Consider the following 21,011-nt stretch of genomic DNA (forward strand, 5'->3'; position numbering starts at 1 on the left):
CGCGTGTAGCGCTGCCGAATCGTAAGGCGGGAGGCCGGGGGCGATCTGGGGGTGACCGGGCGGTGACGGGGTGTTCGTACGCCGGGCGGTGCGCCGGGGCGTACGCCGGGCGGTCCTGTGCCGGGCCGGCCGCGGGGGCCGGTGTGCCCGGGGCCCGGGGCGACGGCGTACACCGTCGCTCCGGGCCCGCGGGAGGTACCGCGCGCGACCGGACAGGGTCGTTACGGCGTGGTCTTGACGGTGATCTTGCCGTCCACGACGTCCTTCTTCGCCTTGTCGACCGCGGCGACCACATCGGTCAGCTTGGCGTAGGCCGGGTTGGAGTCGGCCAGGCCGACGCCGTCCTTGTCCAGGCCGTAGCGGACCTCACCGGACTGCGGCGAGCCGTCCTTGACCGACTTGATCAGGTTGAACACCGCGTCGTCGACACCCTTGGTGACCGAGGTCAGGATCTGGTCCTTGTAGGCGGCCAGGCCCTTCTGGGCGTACTGGTCGGAGTCGACGCCGATGGCCCACTTGCCGGCCTGCGCGGTGGCCTCGATCGAGCCGGTGCCGGCCAGACCGGCGGCGGCGTAGACCACGTCGGCCTTCTTGTCGAGCTGTCCCTGCGCGGCGGCCTTGCCCAGGTCGGGCTTGGAGAAGCCGTCGAAGTTCGGGGGCTGGGTCAGGTACTGCGACAGGACCTTGACCGAGGGGTCGGTCTCCTTGACGCCCTGCGTGAAGCCGGCCTCGAACTTCTTGATCAGCGGGGTCTCGACACCGCCGATGAAGCCGACCGTCTTGGACTTGGTGACCTTGGCGGCGGCGACGCCGGCGAGGTACGAGCCCTGCTCCTCGTTGAAGACCATGTTGGCGATGTTCTTGCCGGTCACCGAGGCGTCGTCGATGATGCCGAAGGTGGTCTTCGGGAACTTCGGCGCGACCTTCTTGAGGGCCGGCGCGTACGCGAAACCGATGCCGATCACGGGGTTGTTGCCGGAGCGGGCCAGCTCGGTCAGCCGCTGGACCTTGTCGGCGTCCGACTCGCCCTGGGAGGGCTCGGCGGCGTTGCCCTTTATCTTCAGCTCGGTCTCGGCCTTGGACAGACCGGCGAAGGCGGCGTCGTTGAACGACTGGTCACCTCGGCCACCGATGTCGTACGCGATGGCGGCGCCGGCTTCCTTGGAGTCGGAACCGGCGTCCGACGACGACTTGTTGCCACACGCGGTGGCGGTGAGCGCGAGTGCCGCTGACGCGACACCCACGGTGGCGATCCTGGTGATCCGGCGCAAGGGAGGCTCCTTCAACCTGACCGAAGCGCCTCGGCTGGCGCTGGTTTCGCGGCGATCGTAACGCGCGTAGATGTCAGATAAAGACCTGTACGGAAGCCGTTATCGGATCGTCGCGAACGGAGAGCGAGCCGAAGGTGTCAACGCCGGTTACAAACGGTTGCCGTCGATCAACGCGGCGGCGGTGAAAAGCTCCACGCCGACCTGGATCGCCTGCTCGTCGACGTCGAAATCGCCACGATGCAGGTCGTATCGGGCCTGGCTGCCGGGCGTCCGCACGCCGAGCCGCGCCATCGCGCCGGGCACCTGTTCCAGATACCAGGAGAAGTCCTCTCCGCCGAGGCTCTGTTCGGTGTCCTCGACTGCATACGATCCGCGGCGGGCGGTCTGCGCGGCACGCAGCAGCTCCGCGACGACCGGGTCGTTGACCACCGGCGGCACGCCGCGGACGTACTCGATCTGCGACTTGGCGCGGTGGAGCGTGGCGATCTCGTCGATCGCGGAGTGCACCAGGTCCGGTGCGTCGCGCCAGGCGGCCAGGTCCAGGCAGCGGACGGTGCCGGAGAGCTCGGCATGCTGCGGGATGACATTGCAGGTGTGGCCGGAAGCGATCCGTCCCCAGGTGACGGAGAGCCCGGAGCGGGCGTCGACCCGGCGGGCGAGCAGCGCGGGGACGTCGGTGGCCACCCTGGCGGCGGCGGTGACCATGTCGGTGGTGAGGTGGGGGCGCGCGGTGTGGCCGCCGGGGCCGTCGAGGCTGATCTCCAGCCGGTCGCAGGCGGAGGTGATGGGGCCGGAACGCAGTCCGATCAGCCCGGCGTCGACCTTGGGGTCGCAGTGCACGGCGATGATGCCGCCGACGCCGTCGAGCACGCCGGACTCGATCGCGTCCACGGCACCGCCCGGCAGTACTTCCTCGGCGGGCTGGAAGATCAGCCGTACGGCATTGGGCAGCTGCCCCTGCCGGTCGAGTTCGGCCAGAACCAGCCCCGCGCCGAGCACGGCGGTGGTATGGACGTCATGCCCGCAGGCGTGCGCCCGGTCGGGCACGGTGGAGCGGTACGGGACGCCGGTCTTGGTGTCCGGGATGGGCAGCGCGTCGATGTCGGCGCGCAGGGCCAGCATGGGGCGGGCGGGGTCGGGCGTCCCGATGTCACACATGAGCCCGGTACCGCTGTTGAGCACCCGCGGTACGAGCCCGGCCTGCTCCAGTCTGTGCTTGAGCGCGGCGGTGGTACGGAATTCCTGGTTGCCCAGCTCGGGATGCATATGCATGTCCCGGCGGAAGGCGATCAGCTCGGCACGCAAGGTTTCGGGCAACGTGCCGGGGAGTGCGGCTTCCGCTTCCGCGGGCAGGTCGTTCTCGGATTCGCAGGACATCAACTGGCTCACCTGTTGAAGACTAGGCCCCTTCTGTGATCAACCAGCCCTGGATCAAGAAAATTTCAGCCACACAGGCCAAGAAACCGAGTTCCGGCGTGTGTGAGCTTCGGACAGAGCGGGTATACCGCGCCATCCTCGCGTTCCGAAGCGGCGCCGAGCGGCACTGGAGCGGGTGCGGATCGCCGGGGCGGGAGCCGGCCCGGCCATGACGGTCACGTCGCGTGCCCGCCCAGATCGAAGGTCTCCTCGTCGGTGACGAAGGGCCCGTCACACGCACGGTGAACCCGCGCGATGCGGTGAATGCCCTCACGGATGAGTTCGGCCTCCGATACACCCACGCGGGTCGCGGCTTCCTTGATCAGGGCGAGATCGCTGTCGTCGGCGTGGACGTCGATGCGCTTCAGGGCCATATCTCAGACTTTGATGACGCGGACACCGGAGCCGCAGAGCATCAGGAGATCCTCCGGGTCCGAGGTCAGGACGGTGACCGGGGCGGGCGAGGCCAGTGCGGTGGCCGCCACGATGGAGTCGAGCGCGTATTTGTGGCCATGCAGGCCGGCCGCCGCCAGGAGTCTGCTCGCGTGACGGGCGATGGCTTCCGTGGGCGGGATGATGTTCAAGCGTGAGACGGCGTAGTCGAACCGGGCCTGGTTGACCTTGGGGTCGCGGGCTTCGACCAGCGTGACGGAGCTGAGCACCACGCGCACGTCTTCGGATTCGGACGCGGCCAGCCACTCCGTCAGCTCGGGAGTGCCTCGTACGAGCTTGGACAGCCCTTCGCAGTCCAGGACGAGCGTGCCGCTCACGCGGCGTGCACCGAGCCGCCGGAGTCACCGCGCAGGAGGGCCCGCTTGGCCTCGACCGCTGCCGGGTCGACCGGGCCGTGCTCGGCCTCCGCGTCCTCGATCAGCTCTCGCAGCCGCTCCCGTTCCAGCTGGCGCTGGATGAGGGCTTCGACGTAGGCGGACATGCCGCGCCTGCCCGTGCGCTCCTTGAGAGCCGCGATCGTGCCTTCGTGGAGAGAGACGGACACCGGCCGCGTGGGGCCTTCGCCAGGAACAGGAGGAGTGGCCATACGCCCAGTCTAACAAATTGATTGTTATTGGGGCGCGGCTCCCGTTCCCGGCTCAGTGCCTCAGGCAGGGGAGGGCAGTCTCGGGAGGCGGTGGATGTCGCGGGCCGTGCCCGTCACCCCCGACAGGAAGCCCTGTGCGCGCGGGCTCGCCGTTTCCTTCAGCCATTCCGGGGCGATGTCGCAGACCGCGACACGTACGCCCGTGCCCGCCAGGGCCAGGGGCAGGGTGTGGACCACCGTGGAGGGGAAGCTCAGGACCGTGCTGCCGATCGGGCCGCGACGGGCGATCACTTCCAGGGGGAGGTCCGGGCGGACGATCTCCAGGCCCGTGACCGTGTGGAGGCGGTGCAGCTTGTCCACGTCCTCCCGGCGGTGCGCGAAGTAGCGGGTGGCGCCGTGGGTGCGGGCGAGGGCCGTGACCGCGTCGAGGTACTGGTCCGCGTCGACCACGCCCGTATCGACCAGCGACGTACCGACCATGTCCGCGCCGGCGGCTATCCGGGGCGGCCCGAAGGTCGCCCGGGTCCACTCGAAGCGGTTGGCGGTCACCGTGATGCCGGCCGGGATCTCCTCGACGGGCATCGAGGTGAAGACCTCGACCGTGCGGCCGTCCGACGGGGAGAGCCGGCGCCGCGCGGCCGCGGTGACGGGCGCGAGGACCAGTTCCCGCGGCCCGCGGCTGCCGCGCCGGTGCCAGCGCACCAGCCGTTCGCCGCGGGCGATCTGCCCGATGAACTCCAGCGTGGCCGTGCCGTCGTCCACCACCGTCAGCGCCTTGCCGCTGACCAGCGTCAGCAGCAGTTGTACATAGCGGGAGAACGGGTCTCCGATGACTATCCGGCCGGCCTTGCGGAGCAGCGGGGTCAGTTCCCGCAGCGTCCGCAGGGGCGCCCCCGCACCACCGCGCGCCTCTTGCCAGCGCACGGTGAAACCCTCGTCACGGGCCAGCTCCGCCATCCGGCGGAGCTGGCCGCGCGACATGGGATCGGTGGGCGACAGCACGACGACGGTGAGGGCGTCACCGGTCGCGCTGGCTCGCGCCCACTCCAGCACATTGAGCAGCTGGACCGGGCTCTCCACGAATGCGATCGCGTCGGCGTTCCCGTCGGCGGCGTTACCGCCGACGGTCGCACGAGGGTGCGGGGAGCGGCCCCCGCCGGCACCGGTCATGGCGTCAGACCGCCACCGGCTCGGTGGCCTCGGCGACGACGCCCGCGACGCGGCGGAGCTTCTTCATCGGGCCGAGCTCCGACTCGTAGACCTTCTTGACGCCGTCACCGAGGGACGCCTCGATGGTGCGGATGTCGCGGACGAGGCGCTGGAGGCCCTGCGGCTCGACCGAGGCGGCCTGGTCCGAGCCCCACATGGCGCGGTCGAGGGTGATGTGACGCTCGATGAAGACGGCGCCGAGGGCGACGGCGGCGAGGGTGGTCTGGAGACCGGTCTCGTGGCCGCTGTAGCCGATCGGGACGTTCGGGAACTCGGCCTGGAGCGTGTTGATCACGCGCAGGTTCAGCTCCTCGGCCTTGGCCGGGTACGTGGACGTGGCGTGGCAGAGCAGGATGTTGTCGCTGCCCAGGACCTCGACCGCGTGCCGGATCTGCTTCGGCGTCGACATGCCGGTGGAGAGGATGACCGTACGGCCGGTGGCGCGCAGGGCGCGCAGCAGCTCGTCGTCGGTGAGGGAGGCGGAGGCCACCTTGTGGGCGGGCACGTCGAACTTCTCCAGGAAGGCGACGGCCTCGGTGTCCCACGGGGAGGCGAACCAGTCGATGCCGCGCTTCTTGCAGTGCTCGTCGATGGAGCGGTACTCGTCCTCGCCGAACTCGACGCGGTGACGGTAGTCGATGTACGTCATCCGGCCCCAGGGGGTGTCCCGCTCGATGTCCCACTGGTCGCGGGGGGTGCAGATCTCCGGGGTGCGCTTCTGGAACTTGACCGCGTCGCAGCCGGCGTCGGCGGCGGCGTCGATCAGGGCCAGGGCGTTGTCCAGCTCGCCGTTGTGGTTGATGCCGATCTCACCCGTGACGTAGACCGGGCGGCCGGGTCCCGCGGTCCGCGTGCCGAGGGTGCGCAGGCGCGAGGTGGAGTTGGTGCTCATGGAGCGTCCTTACTTGTTGAGGGTGGGGGTGTGGGGGGTCTGGAGCCCCGGCCCGAGGATCCAGGCGGCGATCTCGCGGATCGCCCCCTCGCCTCCGGGTGTCGTGGTGACGGCACGCGCGGCGGCGCGTACGGCGTCATGGGCACTCGCGACGGCCACCGGCCAGCCGACGAGTCCGAAGCACGGGAGGTCGTTGACGTCGTTGCCGACGTAGAGAACCCGCTCGGGCGCGATTCCGTGCTCGTCGCACCACTGCTTGAGCGCGACGTCCTTGCGGTCGATGCCGTGCAGCACCGGCACCTGGAGCTTGCGGGCGCGGGCGGCGACGACCGGGTTCTGTTCGGTGGAGAGGATGAGCAGCTTCAGTTCGCTGCGGCGCAGCGCGGCGATGCCGAGCCCGTCGCCGCGGTGCACGGCGACCATCTCGCGGCCGTCCGAGTCGACGAAGACCTTGTCGTCGGTCTGGGTGCCGTCGAAGTCGAGGACGACCGCGTCGATGTCGTCGTACGTCGGCAGGACGGCCGGGTCGAGGAGCGGGGCGAGCGCGCGGGCGCGGGCCAGGTCGTGCGGGTCGTCGATCTCCAGGACCCGGGCGGGGTCGGTGGTGACGAGCGCGGTGTGGCCGAAGAAGCGGTGGTTGGCCTCGCGGAAGCCCTCGGCGCGCATCGCGTAGGCGGCGCCGGTCTCCAGGTACTCCTGGGGACGGTCCTGGCGGCGCGGCCGGTTCGACTTGTCGTGGTTGACGCCGTAGCCGCCCGAGGCCCCGGCGTCGGCGCTGCCCGCGCTGTCCCGGCGCCAGATGAAGCCGTGCGTCGGCGCGACGGTCAGCGCGCTGTCCGCGCCGTCCTCGGTGACCGCTCCCGCGACGCCGTCCAGGTCCTCGGCCGTGATGAACGGGCTGGTGCACTGGACGAGCAGGACGACCTCGGCGGTCTTGCCGCGCATCGCGCCGTAGGCGTCCATCGCGTGCAGGACGGCGGCCTCGCTGGTCGCGGTGTCCCCCGCGATCGCGGCGGGGCGCAGGACGACCTCGGCGCCGGCGGAGCGTGCCGCGTCGGCGATGGCCGCGTCGTCGGTCGAGACGACGACGTCGGTCACGCGCCGGGCGGCCAGGCAGGCGCGGACGGCACGGACGACGAGCGGTACGCCGCCGACGGGGGCGAGGTTCTTGGCGGGTACGCCCTTGGATCCGCCGCGTGCGGGGATCACCGCGAGGACGGTCATCTGTTCTCCTTGGTCCGCGGATCGGTCTTCCGCGGCTCGTTCATCTGCGGCTCGGTCATGCGCGGCCCGTTCGTCCGCGGTGTGTGGTGTGGCCGGGTCCTGTGCCGGCGACGGCCCGGTCACAGCTCGCCCATGCGGCGGATGACGGGCGCCACGCGCTGCACGCCGTGGCGGTAGGCGCCGCGCGCGGCGCCCCGTACGGCCTCGCGCACCACGCGCCTGACCCCGCGGACATCGCCCTCGGAGGCCCGCGACGGCAGTGGGGTCCCGTCCACGGCCAGGTGGTAGCGGGCCAGCAGCGGCGGCAGGTAGCCGGGCGCGGTGGTGGCCGTGTAGTACGGGCTGATCTCGGGCAGGTCCGGCCCGTCGAGCAGCTCCGCCACCCGCTGCCGGGCGCCGTCGAAGGCCGACGCGTACGATCCGTCGGCGGCGACGCCCTGCCGGTCGCACCAGACCGCGTCGGGGCGCGGGCGCCCGCCGCCGTCCAGCTGGTCCCAGGACGCCAGACAGCCCGAGCCGATGAAGTGGTGGTTGCCGAGCGGTTCGCGGACCCCGAAGTCGGTGAGGATCGCGGTCGGGATGCGCCGGTGCAGGGACTCCAGCGCGGCCGTCGAGGAGACGGTGACCAGCAGGTCCGTACGGTCGAGGACCTCGCCCATGTTCCCGTACACCATGCGGAAGTTGGGCGGCAGACCGCCGGGCACCTTCTCGGCGAGCCGCTGGTACGGGAACTCCTCCACGTGTGTGGTGTGCTCGCCCGGCTTGCTGCGCAGCTTCAGCAGCACCTCGCGGCGCGGGTGGAGCCTGGCGTGCTCGACGAGGCGCCGCAGCAGGTAGGTGCGGTCGGCGCGGCTCGCCGGTACGGAGGGCTGGGCGGCGAAGACGACGGTGTCGCGGCCCTCCTCGGGGACGTACCGCTCACCGCCGAGGAAGGGCAGCGCGGCCTCGGTGACCGAGGAGGCGTCGGCGCCCACGCCCTCGTAGACGGCGCGGAAGCGCTGCGCGTCGTAGCGCGAGTTGGCGAGGACGACATCCGCGCCGTGCCGCAGCAGCAGCCCGTCCGAGAGCTTCTCGTAGACGACTCCGACGTAGCCGGTGACGATCACGGGCCGGTGGGCCATCTTGAGGGCGGATATCCCGTGCAGCATCGCCTGTACGGCGCCGCCGACGAGGGCGAGGACGACCATGTCGTACGACTCCTCGCGGAGCGTGCGCAGGAAGTCGGTGCCGGTCACCTCGCGCAGGGCGTCCGCCTCCGCGCCGACCTCGGCGAGCTGTCTCGCGGTGGGCGTGGCTCGTCCGCGCAGGAGAAAGCCGCTGAGCTCTATGGAGCGGTCGTCCGGCGCGATGCGGCGCGCGGTGAGCGCGCCCCACTTCCACCGGGTGTCGGAGTCGGCGAGCACGGCGACCCGGACCGCTTGACCGCTGATACGTGATGGCACGACGTGGACGTTAGAAAGCCATTCCGTTTGTCGCCCCAACTCAATGGCAATAAAGGGTTAACAGCACATCTACGAATGGCGACGCGGGCCCGGAACGGACAAAAAACGGCCGGGATGCGGGCGGCTTCACCATTCCGCCATTCTTCGTTCACCTTCCATGCGTCCGGATGTCAGGCGGCATGACTCGGCTCCGCCTAGCGTCACGCAGGTGGTCAAGCTCTCTGTTGTCGTGCCGTTCTACAACGTGCAGACATACGCCCTCGAAACCCTTAGAAGCCTGCGCGCGAACAGCCGCGAGGACTTCCAGTTCCTTCTTGTCGACGACTGTTCGACCGACGGGACCCCGGAGATCCTCGAACAGGCGGCGCGCGACCTTCCGGGGGCGGTCCTCCTCAGACACGAACAGAACGGGGGGCTGGCCACCGCGCGCAATACGGGTCTGGACGCCGCGGACGGGGAGTACGTCACCTTCCTCGACGGTGACGACTGGGTGGCGCCCGGCTACTACGAGCAGGTGCTCGCCTCCATGGAGAGGCTGGGCTGCGACTTCGTCCGTACCGACCACGTCCAGTTCACGGCCAGGGCGCGGACGATCCACCGCGTCCCGGTCGGCCGGCGCGACGAGGTGCTGTCGCCCCGGGACGCGATCCTGCCCGCCGACCGCTCCACCTCGGTCGACTATCCGTACGCCTGGGCGGGCATGTACCACCGCAGGCTCGTCGACCGCGGCCTGGTGCACTTCACGGACGGACTGCGGACCGCCGAGGACCGGCCCTGGATCTGGCGGCTGCACCGCGAGGCGGAGTCCTTCGCCGTGCTCGGACTGCTCGGGACCTTCTACCGGCGCGGGGTCGCCTCGTCGCTCACCCAGATCGGCGACGTACGGCAGCTCGATTTCATCCGCGCCTTCGACCAGGTCATCGAGGAGACCGCGAAAGACGCGGAAGCGGACCGTTTCCTGCTGAAGGCCGTGCGCACCTACTGCGCGATCATTTCCCACCATCTGGCGTCGAAAGAGCGATTCGAACCGGCCGTGGCGCGGCAATTGCGCGCGATGAGCGCCGCCGCTCTGAAACGACTGCCTCAGGACGTCTTGAAGGAAGCGCTGGATTCGATGGACCTGGACCGCTCGGCCCGGCTGCGCCGCCTGCGAAGGCGGCCCCTGGCCGCCGGGAAGGCGGCAGCGTGATGGCGTCGTCGTCCCTCTTTCCGAACGCGTCCGCGGCCGGGCGTACGACGCAGGTCTTCTGCGCCTCCACGCTCTACGGAGCGGCCACGCTGGCCGCCGCGATCGACGCCGGGCTCTTCCCCGCGGTCCACCGCCGACTGCTGGTCGTCTGCAACAACGCGGGTTCGCCCGAACTGACGCCCTCGGTCGACGAGATGCCGGGCTTCGAGCAGCTGCGCGACCGGTTCGACGACCTCGTGTCGTGGAACGAGACGATCGCGCCGTTCCACCCGGGCAGCTGGTCGCCGCGCGCCGACGACGTCCCCCTGTGGGAACGCCATCTGCGGCTGGCCTGGCGGCTCGGGGACGACGACGTACGGCTGGTCGTCGAGTCGATCCAGGTCAACCCGGCGCTCGCGATCGCGCAGATCTTCACCGGCGCGCCCATCGAGGTGTACGCGGACGGGCTGATGAGCTACGGGCCCACCCGCTCGAAGATAGAACCGCTGGTCGGCGAGCGGGTGCGCAGACTGCTGCACCTCGATCTCGTACCGGGGCTCAAGCCGCTGCTCCTCACCGAGTTCGGCGTCGGCCCGGAGCTGGTGCCGACGGACGCCTTCCTGCGCGTGCTGGACGAACTCACCGACGCCGAGCGGAACTTCGACACTCCGTCGGAGCCCCCGGCGCTGCTCCTCGGCCAGTACCTCTCCGCGCTCGGGATCCTCTCCGAGCGCGAGGAGGAGGAGCTGCACATCCGGATGGTGCGGGGCGCGGTCGCCAAGGGCCACACCCAGGTGGTCTTCAAGCCGCATCCCACGGCCCCGGCCGCCTGGTCGCGGCAGCTGGAGCAGGAGGCGAAGAAGCTCGGCGCCGACCTGACCATCCTGGACAGCCCGGTGCTAGCCGAGGTGCTCTACCGGCGGCTGAAGCCCGCGCTGGTGGTCGGCTGCTTCTCGACGGCGCTGTTCACGGCGTCCGCGTTCTACGGCATCCCGGTGGCGCACACGGGCACGGAACTGCTGCTGGAGCGGCTCGCCCCGTACCAGAACAGCAACCGCGTGCCGGTGACGATCGTGGACGCGCTGCTGCCGTCGCTGGACGACGGTGACTCCGTCACCCACCGGCCGGACCCGCTGATCGCGGAGCTGGTCGCGACCGTCGGCTACGCGATGCAGCACCAGATCTACCCGGGGCTGCGCCCCACGGCGGAGAAGTACCTGTCGGAGCATCTCGACACGCACACCTGGCGCTACTTCAAGCGGCGCCGGCTCACGGCGCTGGCGCTGCCCGGCGCGGTCCCGGCGCAGCTGGCCCGTATCCCGCGCAACGCGACGGCCCGGCGGATGGTGCGGCGGGCGCGGAAGCTGCGGCGGGCGGTGCTGCGGTAGCACCGCCGCGGCAGGACGGCGAGGACCCTGGTCGCCGGACGGGACGCGATGTGCCGCCCGTCCGGCGAGGGTCTCCGGCGAGGGCCGGGGGCCGGGGATCAGGCCGTGCGGCCTTCGGGGGTCTGGGCGGTGGTCCCCAGGATCGCCCGCAGCTCCGCCGCGTTCGCCTGCGTGACCTTCCACAGCTCCCGCTGTCTGCCGTGTACGTCGGCGACGGACGCGGCGTGATCGTCCAGCAGCCCGAGCGCCCGTTCCGTCAGCACCGCCCCGAGGTTCTTGTCATGGACGGAGACGCCCCACTCCGGGCGCTCGATGTCGGACAGGAAGTACGCCATCTTGGGGTGCGAGATCAGGCTGATGATCGGCGTTCCGCAGCCGAACGGGATCATTCCCGCGTGCCCCCGCATCCCGATCACCAGCTTCGTACGGGCGTAGAGGTCGCGGATCTCGTCGTTCCCGGAGTCGTACATCGGGATCACCGGCAGCGAGATGCCGTGCTCGCGCCGCAGATCGAACGCGATCCGCTCGTCGTCCACCGAGTGCGCCACGCACTTCACCTCGGCGTGGCCGCCCAGCGCCCGTATCGCCTTGGCCAGTTCGGCGAGGAAGTGCCCGTAGTCATGGCCGAAGCGCAGCCCGGCCCGGTCGTAGGCGGCATTGACCAGGATGGTGTTCTCGCGGTGCGCCGGGTCCGTCCAGCCGTCGACCAGCTGCCGGGTGACGGTGGTCGGGCAGGGCTGGAAGCGCACCTTCTCGTGCAGGTCGGCGGGGAGCAGCGCGCGGACCTTCTCGATCGAACCGTGGTTGCGGAGCCCGAAGAAGGCGGACCGTTCCACGAGCCGGCGCAGACTCGCGTTGAAGCGTTCGCGCCGGTAGGACTGTCCGTCGAAGGCGTTGAAGCCGACCGCGTACACCATCACGGGCACGTCGATCCGGTCGAGCAGCGCGTCGGGGACGTTCCACTGCCAGGCGCTGTTCCCGTTGGGCGCGGTGTCGGGGATGAACAGCCCGCCGCCCCCGATCACCAGCCCGCGCCGGGCGTTGACCCGCTCCAGCGCGGCTTCGTCGAAGAGCCGGTGCGCGTGGATCGAGTGCCAGCGGCGGGGTCCGGTGTCGGGGCCGAAGGTGAGCCGTACGGACTCGGGCAGCAGCTTGTCCCCGGCGTTGCCCTGCTGCGGCATGTAGTACGCGACATGGGCGAGCTGGTCCTCCGCCGCGCCCTCACGCGGGTTCGGCAGCCCGGCGGACGCGCCCGTCGTACGGCGCTGCATCTGCCGCGCGCCCCGGTGGGTGGGGTCGGCGGAGAGCCCGCTCATGGCGTGGCGCTGTGCCGTGGTGTCGTCGCCGTGGATCCAGGCGATCTGGGCCAGCCGCGCGAAGGCGGTGGCGGCGCGCTTGGGGGCGGCGGTGGCCAGCAGCAGCTGGGCCTCGGCCTCCTCGTAGCGGGACAGGCTCATCAGGGCGTGCCCGAACACCTCGTGCGGCCATGCCTCGTTCACCGGGATACGGACCGATCCCAGCAGGTCGGCGGCCTCCTGGAACTCGCCCGCGCCGATATGGGCGAGCGCGACGCGGCGGGCGGTCTCGACGTCTCCGGTGCGGGCGACGTGCGGGGTCCCGTAGTGGACGATCAGATCGTGGTGGGGGGTGCCGTTCAGCGCGAGGTAGGCGGCGTGCAGCTCGGCGTCGGAGAGTTCGTACGCGCTCCGGTCGTCCTGGGAGTCGCCGATCGGGGCCTCGCCGCCGGGTTCCGGGTCCGTCTCCGCGTGGTCGCGCTGGATGACGAACGTGTCGCCGGGCGTGAAGGCGACCGCCCCTTCGCGCAGCCGCAGGAGTGCGCCGAGGTCGCCCCGTACGACCGTGCGCGGGTCGAGGACGATCACGGTGTCGTAGTCCCGGATCACGGTCGCGTAGTCCCGGATCACGGTCGCGTAATCCCGGATCACGGTGGCGTAGTCGCCGGTGCGGAACGCGTCGCCGCGCGGGCCCGTCCCCGCCGGGCGCAGCTCGACGCGCGGGTGGAGCGCGTGGATACGGGCGGCGGAGGCGGCCGGCAGACCGGGCCCGCCGTGCAGGACGACGAAGTCCTCGCACACGCCCGGGTTGGACAGGGCGAGGCTGCGCAGCAGGGTCAGGAGGCCGGGCACGTCGTCGTCGCCGACGACGAACGCGGCGAAGGCGATACGGCGCTTGCCGGTGAGCGAGTCCGCGGTCATGGGGCTCGCGGTCATGGGGCTCGCGGTCGCGGGGCTCGGGGGCACGGGGCTCGCGGTCGCGGGGCTCGGGGGCACGGGGCTCGGGGTCATCTCAGGGAAATCCTCATGTCGTTGACGCTCTGGGCGCGTTCCATGACCCATGCCTTCTCGCTGGTCCGCTCGCGCTCGGAGGTGACGGGTACGCGCATCGCTCCGGGCAGACGGTGGACGCCGCTCTCGTAGAAGTCGAAGCCGAGCAGATCGATCGCCGGGCTGACATCCAGGAAATCAAGGAGCCAGAGGGTGTTGAACCCGCTGGTCGGGACGGACGGCCAGGCGTCCCAGTCGACCCCGCCGAGATGGCGCAGCGGCCAGCGCACCGACTCGTCGGTCACATACCGCTGGGCGCCGGGCACCAGCCGCTCGCGCAGCGAGTAGCTCCACTTCTCCGCGGACCCGCCGAACACCATGCGCGTCGTCACCGGCCGGTCCCAGTTGAAGCCGTGCTCGTGGGCGGTGGCGTGGAGATCGGTGCGCGTGCCGGTGGCCGGCGCGTCGATACGGTACGAGCTGAACCGTACGACCAGGTCGTACGCGTCGATCTCCGGCCCCAGCGAACCGCGCCCGAGGCTCTCGGAGTTGGCCACCAGACAGACGGACTTGCCCGCGATCAGATTGCGCAGCTCACCGACGCCGATCCAGTCGGCCCCGCCGAGGGTGGGATCGGCGAGGGGCGGGCGCATCCGGTTCCTGCGCTGTTCCGCGTAGTGGCCGATGAGTTCCCGCAGCCGCGAGGCGTCGCCGCCGGCGGCGGCGATGCGCAGGTCGAGATACTGGCCGACGGCGTTCTGGAGCTCCCCGACCGGGTGGCGGTCTCGGCCCATGGCGAGCAGCGCGCCGACGAGCCGTGGCTCGGCCTGCTCACGGTCGCCCTTGTCGTGCAGCCGCAGGCCCTCCTCCCACACGTCCCGTACCTCGGTGGCGGAGACGGGCGCGGTCGCGAACTCCTCGGCGCGGGGGCACTCGCGGGCGAGCAGCCGGAGCATGTCCTCCTGCTCCCGGGCGGCCGTCCGCAGCCCGGCGAGGCGGGGGGCGACGCCGTACCAGTCATCGTCGGTGAGCGCGAGGTAGCGCTCGTACGCCTCGACGGCCGCCTGCTCGTCGCCTGCGGCCTCCAGGGTCCTGGCCCGCAGCCGCCAGCCGGCCCGGGAGCTGCCGCGCTCGGCCAGGACGGTGGCGCTGATGAGCAGGGCGAGCGCCGGCTCGTCGCCGTTGCCGCCGTTGCCTCCGCCGCCGTCACCGCACTCCAGGGCCGCGGTTCCGGCGGCGAGCAGCGCGTCGAACAGCTCGTTCCCGGCGGGCTCGGAGGCCGCGGAGGCGTGGGCCGAGGCGTGGACGGTCCGGAGGTGGCGCAGCTTCGCGGCGAGATCGGCGCGCTTGCGGTTGTTCTCGGTACCGGCGGCGGCGAGCCTGTCGCTGTGCAGCGCGCAGGCGCGCAGGCACTCCTCCAGCTCCTTCGAGTCCCTGGAAGGCGTACCGTCCGGCGGCGCGGTGGCGGTGCTTCCGGCGTTTCCGCTCCCTCCGCTCCGTCCGCTCTTCCCGATCCTTGCGTTCTCGGCGTTCTTACCGCCGCGCCATCTCGGCCACAGTCTGCGGGCCTTCGTCATGCTGCTCCCGGCGTCTACTGCCCCACGGACAGATGGTGAGTGGGTGACAGGGTAGGAAATCTCTCCGCCCCGGAGGTGAACTCACACCATCGGTAAGGGGAACGAAACGCTTCGGACATCGGGGGCTGGTAGGGCGACTCTCCGTGGCCGCCGCGACGGAGAGTGACCGGACAGGATCTAGGTGTCTGACGGCCGCACCGTGAGGGCGATCCCCGCCACGACCGCCGCGAGGCCGCTCTCGAAGCCCTCCTCGTGATTGCCGAAGATCTCGTCGCCCGCACCGGCGGCCAGCGGATACGCCGCCAGCCGTTCGGCTCGGGCGGCGAGGTCGATCCCCTCCGCGCCGGCGGCCGCGCCACCGGCCGTGGCCGCGACCGGGAACATCGACTGCTCCTCGATGACGTAACCGATGGTGTAGCTGTACGCGGTGAACCAGGCGCGCGCCGCCGTCCGCGGGGTGAATCCGGACTCGGTGAGCCCGCGCAGATGGGCGTCCATGGTGGCCGCGTAACCGGTGTCCGTGAAGTGCGTACCGCTGTAGACCTTGGCGCCGTCGCGGTACCGCAGCAGATGGCCGCGCAGCCCGCGCATCGCCGCGGTGAGCCCGTCCCGCCAGTCGGGGGCGGCGACGGCGGGCAGGTCGGCCGCCATCCGCCGGAACATCTCGGTCGCCATCTCGTCGAGCAGCGCCTGCTTGTCCTTGAAGTGCCAGTAGAGCGCGGGCGCCTTGACGCCGAGTTCCGCGGCGATGGCGCGCAGGGTCAGCCCTTCGAGGCCCACCTCGTTGAGCAGCCGCAGCGCGGTGCGGGCGACCAGCGTGCGGTCCAGTCGTGTCGTAGCCACCTTGACAATCTAACAGCGTTAAGCGCATCCTCGGCCGCATGGAACTTAACAACGTTAAGGAAGCAGTCGCCGACACCGGCGCCGGTCCTGTCGCGGTGGTCGACGTACTGATCGTCGGAGCCGGCCCGACCGGCCTCGCCCTCGCCTGCGATCTGCGGCGGCGCGGGGTCTCCGTACAGGTCGTGGAGCGGGAGGCGCGCCTCTTCCCCGGATCACGCGGCAAGGGCGTCCAGCCGCGCACGCTGGAGGTGCTGGACGATCTGGGCGTCGTGGAGCGGATGCTCGCGTACGGCGGCCCCGCGCCCGTCGGCATGATCTGGCTGAACGGTGAGCGGCAGGGCGAGCACCGGATGTTCGAGGAGACGCGGCCGACGGCGGCGGAGCCGTACGCGGGCCCGTGGCTGGTGCCGCAGTGGCGTACGCAGGAGATCCTGTACGCGCGCCTGCGGGAACTGGGCGGCGGCGTCGCCTTCGGGACGGCGCTGACCGGCCTCGCGCAGGACGCGGACGGGGTGACGGCTGAGCTGTCGGCCGACGGCGGGGCGGCGGCCGGGGCGACGGCGGCCCGCGCGACGGCGGCCGGGGCGACGGCAGTCGGGGCGTCCGCAGTCGGTACGCCCCCGTCCCGGACCGTCCGCGCCCGGTACGCCGTGGCCGCCGACGGAGGCCGCAGTACCGTACGGAGCCTGCTCGGCATCGGCATGACCGGCGAGACCGTCGACCCGGCGCCGATGCTCGTCGCGGACGTCCGGATCCCCTCGCTGGACCGGCTGAACTGGCATATCTTCCCCGCCGACGACGGCTCGTTCCTCGCCGCGTGCCCGCTCCCCGGCACGGCCGACTTCCAGCTGACCGCCCAGTTCAAGGACGGCTCCGCGCCCGACACCTCGGCGGCGGGCGTACGCGCGCTGGTCGCCGCCCGTACGCATCTCGCCGTGTCCGAGGTCACCGACGTGCTCTGGTCCTCGGACTTCCGCCCGCGCGCGGCGCTCGCCGACCGCTTCCGGGACGGCCGGATCTTCCTCGCGGGCGACGCGGCCCATGTCCACTCCCCGGCGGGCGGCCAGGGTCTGAACACCAGCGTCCAGGACGCCTACAACCTGGGCTGGAAGCTCGGCCAGGTGCTGCGTCACGGCGCCCCGGCGGGCCTGCTCGACACATACGAACAGGAGCGCCGGCCCGTGGCCGCCGACATGCTCGGCCTGTCGACCCGTATCCACCGCGGCGAGGCCCGCCGTGGCGCGGCCACCCGCCAACTGGGCCTCGGCTACCGCGAAGGCCCGCTGTCCACGGGCGCGGCGGGCGCGCTGTGCGCCGGCGACCGCGCCCCGGACGGCCCGCTGCCCGACGGCACCACCGTCTTCGACGTCCTGCGCGGCCCGCACTTCACCCTGCTCGCGGTGGGCACGGCCCCCGAACTCCCGCCGCTGGACCCGGAACTGATCCGGGTGCGCGAGCTGGACGCGTACGCCCCGTACGGCAAGGGCCTGTTCCTCGTCCGCCCGGACGGTTACGTGGGATGGGCGGGCGACGACGCGAGCGGCCTGGCGGAATGGCTCCGGGGAGTGGGGGCATCGGGGGCCCGGTACGCGTGAGACCGGGCGCGCGGGGTCGTACGCGGGGGCGTGCGCGCGGCTCGCACACGGGGCCGTCCGCGCGGCCGGCCGTACGCACGTCAGCCGTACGGCCCCCGGGACATAGGCTGCCCCTGTGATCGGCACCTCGGCGAGACTGCTGCGGCTGGTCTCGCTGCTGTCGACGCGCCCGTCGTGGACCAACGGCGAGCTGGCCGAGCGCATGGGCGTCACCGAACGCACCATCCGGCGGGACATCGCCAAGCTGCGGGACCTCGGCTACCGCGTCGATTCCGAGCCCGGCCCCTGGGGCGGCTACCGGCTCAGCGGCGGCGCCAAGGTGCCGCCCCTGAGCCTGGACGACGAGGAGGCGCTCGCCGTGGCCGTCGCCCTGCGCGAGGCCGCGCTCAGCGGTGTCCTCGGCGGCGACCAGGCCGCGCTGTCCGCGCTGCTCAAGCTCCAGCGGCTGCTGCCCTCGCACATCGCGGACCGCCTCGGCGAGCTGAACGACGCCTTCGTCCACACCCCCCGGCCCGACGACCGTCAGGTCTCCCCCGGCGTACTGCTGGAACTGGCCGACGCGTGCCGGCGCGGCGAACGCCTCCGGCTGTCCTACCGCGACCGGCAGGAGCGGGCCACCGTACGGGACATCGACCCGTACCGTCTCGTACGCACCGGCCACCGCTGGTACGTCGTCGCCCTGGACATCGCGCGCGGCGAATGGCGCACATTCCGCGCCGACCGGGTCGCGGAGGCCCATCCCACCGGGGAGCCGGTGAACCTCGTCGACCCGCCCGACGCCGCCCTGCTCGTCTCCCGCATGCTGACCAGAGGCTATCCGCTCTATGCGACCGTCCGCCTCCCCGTCCCCCTGGACGAGGCCCTGCGGCTCGTTCCGCCCAATCTCGGCACGCACGAGCCCGACGGCGCGAACGCCACCCTCGTCACGATCGGCGGCACCGGCCCCGACGAACTCGCCACATGCCTGCTCAGCGTCGCGACCCCGTTCCGCGTGGTGTCCCCGGACGAGGTACGAGAGGCAGTGCGGCGCCGCCTCCGGGCCCTGCTGGACGAGAACGAGCAGGACTGACTCCTCGCGCTGAGACATGCGAGGAGTCCGAGGTGCCCGAGGAATGCGGTCAGCGGGACAGGCGTCCGGCCGTCGCTCCGGCCGACAAGCTCACAGCTTGCCGCTGATGACTCCGCGCCAGGTCCATCCCGCGCCCAGAACGGCGTCCTGAAGAGGGTCCTTCAGGTCGGAGCTGTCGAAGCTGAACGTCTCGGTCGCTTCGCGGTCGCCGTCCTCGCCCCCGCCGAGCGTCCAGCGCTTCGAGACCGTCTGCACCTGGCCGCGCTGGGCATCGGCCGCGAGGGCCAGCCTGGGGGTGTCGCCGACCCACGAGACCTCGTACTGCTGGTCGAGCGAACGGACTTCGTTCTTCTCCGGGACCAGGCGCATACGGACCTGGAACACCCGGCTCACCTGGGTGCGGACGAAGAAGGTCTGCCAGGCGGGGTCCAGGATGCGCCACTCGGCCACCAGATCGGCACCCTCCTCGCGGCCGTCCCGGATGACATAGGGGACGTCCGGGCGGTTGAGGCCGAGCAGAGCCGCGTGGACCTCGGCGGCGGAGCGCGGGGCGACACCGTCGGCGGGGCGCTTGGTTCCGGTCAGCTTGTCGAAGAGTCCCATGAAATCAACCTATGAGGAGTCGGTTTGCCGGTGCAAGGTCTGCCGGTGCAAGGTCTCCGGGTCACGGTCTGCCGGTGCGAGGGTGCGTCCGCGCTACGAGGCCGCGGTGTCCGGGCGGACCGTGCGCACGAAGTCCTGGAAGTCGCTCACGACGGAGGGGTGTTGGGACGCGGTGGCGGTCAGGACCAGCCGGACCACCGCCCGCTTCTGCGGATCGGCGACGTCCAGCATGGACAGGTACACCTGGGACTGGACGAGGTCGCGGGGTACGCCGCCGACGACGGTCGAGAGGGCCAGCGTCTGCGTGAAACCGGGTGCGTCCGCGGAGCCGATCTCGCGGCGCCCGGCGACCTCGACCGACGTGGTGGCCTGGCCCAGGCGCTCCACGGACGCTTCGGCGATCTCCGCCAGCGTCGCCGTGTCCGGCCGGTAGTCGCCGTCGATCGTGATGTTCGCGTTGAATCCGGCGTCCGGGCGCGGATGCAGCGCGACGAACGCCGCGCCCGGTGCGCCGACTTCATCCGGCCGTGCGGCGCGCCAGCCTTCCGGCAGTTCGAACTCGATCGGTACGGGCAGGGTCGTGGCCATCTCGGGGCCTCCTTACTACGGCAGCGGGTGTGCGAACGTACATCAGAACAGGCCACCGACCGCATTGCCGAACGCCCCGGCCGCATCGCCCACGGCACCGGCCGCGTCGCCGATGGCGTTGGCAGCGTCGCCCGCCGTGTCGGCGATCTTCCCCGGATCGACGGTGACTTCGAAGCCCACCTCGCCGCCGAGCCCGACCGCGACGCCCGTCTTCGCGCCGATGTGCCACTTGCCGTCCGCGCCCTTGCCGAACGTCGCCTCGGCCTCGGCGCCGATCCCGGCCCAGCCCTCGACCGTCGCGCCCGCCCCGATGCCGCCGATGTCCGCGCCGCCTCCGGCGCCGGCCTTCGCGCCGGCGAACGCTTCCGCACCCGCCTGCACACCTTCGAGGCCGACCCCGGCGTTGATGCCGGCCTCGGCGCCCGCCTTGGTCTCCGCCCGTCCGTAGACCCCGACGGGGCCCGCGTCGGCGGTGCCCTTGGCCGAGGCTTCGGCGCCCGCGAAGGCTCCGGCCTCGCCCCTGATGCCCTCGTTGGTGATGCCGCCGGCCGCGGATGCCTTGGCGCCCACATAGGCTTCGGCCTCGCCCGCGAGCTTCATCGGGCCGTTGGTGAGGGAGCCCTCCGCGCTCGCACGGCCGAGGTCGGCGTGCGCCTCGGCCTCCGCCAGCTTGCCGGCCGACGCGTCCGGCCCGGTGGCGGATGTGCCGGTGCCGGGGCCGGAGGCGTCGGACTCGCCCTCGGCGACCCATCCGTCGGGCTTCGTGGCCTTGGGTTCCGGTTTCCCCGCCTTCGCCAGGTCGCCCTCGGCCTGCGCGTTGAACCCGCCGATCCCGATGCCGTCCGTCGAACCGTCGCTCGTCGCGCGGGCCAGCGCCCGCTTCACGCTCTGGTCGGCCTCGTCGACGGCCTTGACCGCCTTGGCGATCTCGTCGGTCCAGCCCTGCGCCTTCTCCCGGGCGTCGGCCTGGAGCCGGGGGTAGTCGGGGTCGTGATGGAGGGCGTACTTCTCCTGTTCGGAGAGGTTGTCGTACCCGACGTAGGTCGCCTTGCCGGAGCTGTCGACCTTGTATTCCTTCTTCTCCGCGTCGCGGACCAGGTCCTTGACCGCCTTCTGAAGGCGGGTCAGCTCGGTGTGCGCGTCCGTGAGGAGGCTGGCGATGGCCAGCGCCTCCTTCTTGGCCGCCCCGTACTCGAAGGCCGTGGCCGAGGCGTACTGCTGCTGCGCGCCGTAGGCGAGCCCCTGCCAGTTCCCGTTGCCGAGAACGCCCTGCACGTTCGTCTCGTAGGCGGTCTTCAGCTCACCGAAGCGCTCACCCATCTTCTTCCACGCCGTGGACACGTCCGTGAGCGAGGACAGGTCGGCCGTCATCACGTCCTGATAGTTCAGCGTCATGGCCGCT

Annotated in this window: 19 protein-coding genes; 4 read left to right on the top strand and 15 right to left on the bottom strand. The window is 71.5% G+C overall.

The features are described from left to right. Positions 1 to 221 precede the first annotated feature (221 nt). From CU044_RS23605 to CU044_RS23645, 9 genes are all read right to left on the bottom strand, one after another. Positions 222 to 1,271: a BMP family ABC transporter substrate-binding protein gene (locus tag CU044_RS23605; protein ID WP_129770708.1), complete on the bottom strand. Its 1,050-nt coding sequence runs from the start codon at positions 1,269 to 1,271 to the stop codon at positions 222 to 224. Positions 1,272 to 1,418: 147 nt separating this feature from the next. Then, positions 1,419 to 2,648 carry an amidohydrolase gene (locus CU044_RS23610; RefSeq protein ID WP_129770924.1) on the bottom strand — a complete coding sequence of 410 codons (1,230 nt, stop codon included), beginning with the start codon at positions 2,646 to 2,648 and terminating at the stop codon, positions 1,419 to 1,421. 215 nt (positions 2,649 to 2,863) lie between these two features. Then, positions 2,864 to 3,061: a CopG family transcriptional regulator gene (locus tag CU044_RS40080; RefSeq protein ID WP_129770709.1), complete on the bottom strand. Its 198-nt coding sequence runs from the start codon at positions 3,059 to 3,061 to the stop codon at positions 2,864 to 2,866. 3 nt (positions 3,062 to 3,064) lie between these two features. Then, positions 3,065 to 3,457, bottom strand: coding sequence for a PIN domain-containing protein (locus CU044_RS23620; protein WP_129770710.1), 393 nt, complete (start codon positions 3,455 to 3,457; stop codon positions 3,065 to 3,067). After that, positions 3,454 to 3,726 carry a hypothetical protein gene (locus CU044_RS23625; RefSeq protein ID WP_129770711.1) on the bottom strand — a complete coding sequence of 91 codons (273 nt, stop codon included), beginning with the start codon at positions 3,724 to 3,726 and terminating at the stop codon, positions 3,454 to 3,456. Before CU044_RS23625 ends, CU044_RS23620 begins: the two co-directional genes overlap by 4 nt. Before the next feature lie 60 nt (positions 3,727 to 3,786). Beyond that, a complete protein-coding gene (locus tag CU044_RS23630; RefSeq protein ID WP_240045792.1) occupies positions 3,787 to 4,896 on the bottom strand; it encodes a hypothetical protein in 1,110 nt (369 codons plus the stop codon). Between the two features lie 4 nt (positions 4,897 to 4,900). Continuing rightward, positions 4,901 to 5,827 carry an N-acetylneuraminate synthase family protein gene (locus tag CU044_RS23635; protein ID WP_129770712.1) on the bottom strand — a complete coding sequence of 309 codons (927 nt, stop codon included), beginning with the start codon at positions 5,825 to 5,827 and terminating at the stop codon, positions 4,901 to 4,903. A gap of 9 nt (positions 5,828 to 5,836) precedes the next feature. After that, positions 5,837 to 7,051 (bottom strand): acylneuraminate cytidylyltransferase, encoded by a 1,215-nt coding sequence (locus CU044_RS23640; protein WP_129770713.1) that lies wholly within the window; start codon positions 7,049 to 7,051, stop codon positions 5,837 to 5,839. Between the two features lie 119 nt (positions 7,052 to 7,170). After that, complete coding sequence (locus tag CU044_RS23645) at positions 7,171 to 8,493, bottom strand: DUF6716 putative glycosyltransferase (protein ID WP_129770714.1); 1,323 nt, start codon at positions 8,491 to 8,493, stop codon at positions 7,171 to 7,173. 208 nt (positions 8,494 to 8,701) lie between these two features. Between CU044_RS23645 and CU044_RS23650 the strand changes: the two genes are divergently transcribed. Both CU044_RS23650 and CU044_RS23655 read left to right on the top strand, forming a co-directional pair. Next, on the top strand, positions 8,702 to 9,682 hold the full coding sequence (locus CU044_RS23650) for a glycosyltransferase family 2 protein (protein ID WP_129770715.1): 981 nt from the start codon (positions 8,702 to 8,704) through the stop codon (positions 9,680 to 9,682). Continuing rightward, a complete protein-coding gene (locus CU044_RS23655; RefSeq protein WP_129770716.1) occupies positions 9,682 to 11,049 on the top strand; it encodes an alpha-2,8-polysialyltransferase family protein in 1,368 nt (455 codons plus the stop codon). Before CU044_RS23650 ends, CU044_RS23655 begins: the two co-directional genes overlap by 1 nt. A gap of 98 nt (positions 11,050 to 11,147) precedes the next feature. On the opposite strand, the gene CU044_RS23660 is transcribed toward CU044_RS23655, so the two are convergent. The 3 genes from CU044_RS23660 to CU044_RS23670 all read right to left on the bottom strand — a co-directional run bounded on the left by CU044_RS23660 (position 11,148) and on the right by CU044_RS23670 (position 15,763). Further along, positions 11,148 to 13,280, bottom strand: a complete 2,133-nt coding sequence (locus CU044_RS23660; RefSeq protein WP_129770717.1) for a polysaccharide pyruvyl transferase family protein — start codon at positions 13,278 to 13,280, stop codon at positions 11,148 to 11,150. A gap of 71 nt (positions 13,281 to 13,351) precedes the next feature. Further along, entirely contained in the window at positions 13,352 to 14,911 is a 1,560-nt protein-coding gene (locus CU044_RS23665; RefSeq protein ID WP_240045793.1) for a hypothetical protein, read from the bottom strand. 177 nt (positions 14,912 to 15,088) lie between these two features. Beyond that, positions 15,089 to 15,763, bottom strand: coding sequence for a TetR/AcrR family transcriptional regulator C-terminal domain-containing protein (locus CU044_RS23670; protein WP_129770718.1), 675 nt, complete (start codon positions 15,761 to 15,763; stop codon positions 15,089 to 15,091). Positions 15,764 to 15,792: 29 nt separating this feature from the next. Between CU044_RS23670 and CU044_RS23675 the strand changes: the two genes are divergently transcribed. Together CU044_RS23675 and CU044_RS23680 are read left to right on the top strand one after the other, a co-directional pair. Further along, positions 15,793 to 17,349, top strand: coding sequence for an FAD-dependent monooxygenase (locus CU044_RS23675; RefSeq protein ID WP_129770719.1), 1,557 nt, complete (start codon positions 15,793 to 15,795; stop codon positions 17,347 to 17,349). A 115-nt stretch (positions 17,350 to 17,464) separates the two neighbouring features. Further along, positions 17,465 to 18,418, top strand: a complete 954-nt coding sequence (locus CU044_RS23680) for a YafY family protein (protein WP_129770720.1) — start codon at positions 17,465 to 17,467, stop codon at positions 18,416 to 18,418. A gap of 90 nt (positions 18,419 to 18,508) precedes the next feature. Here CU044_RS23680 and CU044_RS23685 read toward each other — a convergent pair whose 3' ends face one another. From CU044_RS23685 to CU044_RS23695, 3 genes are all read right to left on the bottom strand, one after another. Then, positions 18,509 to 19,021: a hypothetical protein gene (locus CU044_RS23685; RefSeq protein WP_129770721.1), complete on the bottom strand. Its 513-nt coding sequence runs from the start codon at positions 19,019 to 19,021 to the stop codon at positions 18,509 to 18,511. 93 nt (positions 19,022 to 19,114) lie between these two features. Further along, positions 19,115 to 19,609 (bottom strand): hypothetical protein, encoded by a 495-nt coding sequence (locus CU044_RS23690; RefSeq protein ID WP_129770722.1) that lies wholly within the window; start codon positions 19,607 to 19,609, stop codon positions 19,115 to 19,117. Positions 19,610 to 19,651: 42 nt separating this feature from the next. Continuing rightward, positions 19,652 to 21,004: a hypothetical protein gene (locus tag CU044_RS23695; RefSeq protein WP_129770723.1), complete on the bottom strand. Its 1,353-nt coding sequence runs from the start codon at positions 21,002 to 21,004 to the stop codon at positions 19,652 to 19,654. Between the last annotated feature and the right edge of the window lie 7 nt (positions 21,005 to 21,011).

The sequence above is a fragment of the Streptomyces sp. L-9-10 genome, assembly GCF_004151105.1.
GTDB lineage: Bacteria > Actinomycetota > Actinomycetes > Streptomycetales > Streptomycetaceae > Streptomyces.

Bases quoted from the DNA above. Each gene is read 5' to 3' on its own strand.
- CU044_RS23610 (WP_129770924.1), bottom strand. From the start codon at position 2,648: ATGTCCTGCGAATCCGAGAACGACCTGCCCGCGGAAGCGGAAGCCGCA.
- CU044_RS40080 (WP_129770709.1), bottom strand. From the start codon at position 3,061: ATGGCCCTGAAGCGCATCGACGTCCACGCCGACGACAGCGATCTCGCC.
- CU044_RS23625 (WP_129770711.1), bottom strand. From the start codon at position 3,726: ATGGCCACTCCTCCTGTTCCTGGCGAAGGCCCCACGCGGCCGGTGTCC.
- CU044_RS23630 (WP_240045792.1), bottom strand. From the start codon at position 4,896: ATGACCGGTGCCGGCGGGGGCCGCTCCCCGCACCCTCGTGCGACCGTC.
- CU044_RS23635 (WP_129770712.1), bottom strand. From the start codon at position 5,827: ATGAGCACCAACTCCACCTCGCGCCTGCGCACCCTCGGCACGCGGACC.
- CU044_RS23640 (WP_129770713.1), bottom strand. From the start codon at position 7,051: ATGACCGTCCTCGCGGTGATCCCCGCACGCGGCGGATCCAAGGGCGTA.
- CU044_RS23655 (WP_129770716.1), top strand. From the start codon at position 9,682: ATGGCGTCGTCGTCCCTCTTTCCGAACGCGTCCGCGGCCGGGCGTACG.
- CU044_RS23660 (WP_129770717.1), bottom strand. From the start codon at position 13,280: ATGACCGCGAGCCCCATGACCGCGGACTCGCTCACCGGCAAGCGCCGT.
- CU044_RS23665 (WP_240045793.1), bottom strand. From the start codon at position 14,911: ATGACGAAGGCCCGCAGACTGTGGCCGAGATGGCGCGGCGGTAAGAAC.
- CU044_RS23675 (WP_129770719.1), top strand. From the start codon at position 15,793: ATGGAACTTAACAACGTTAAGGAAGCAGTCGCCGACACCGGCGCCGGT.
- CU044_RS23685 (WP_129770721.1), bottom strand. From the start codon at position 19,021: ATGGGACTCTTCGACAAGCTGACCGGAACCAAGCGCCCCGCCGACGGT.
- CU044_RS23690 (WP_129770722.1), bottom strand. From the start codon at position 19,609: ATGGCCACGACCCTGCCCGTACCGATCGAGTTCGAACTGCCGGAAGGC.
- CU044_RS23695 (WP_129770723.1), bottom strand. From the start codon at position 21,004: ATGACGCTGAACTATCAGGACGTGATGACGGCCGACCTGTCCTCGCTC.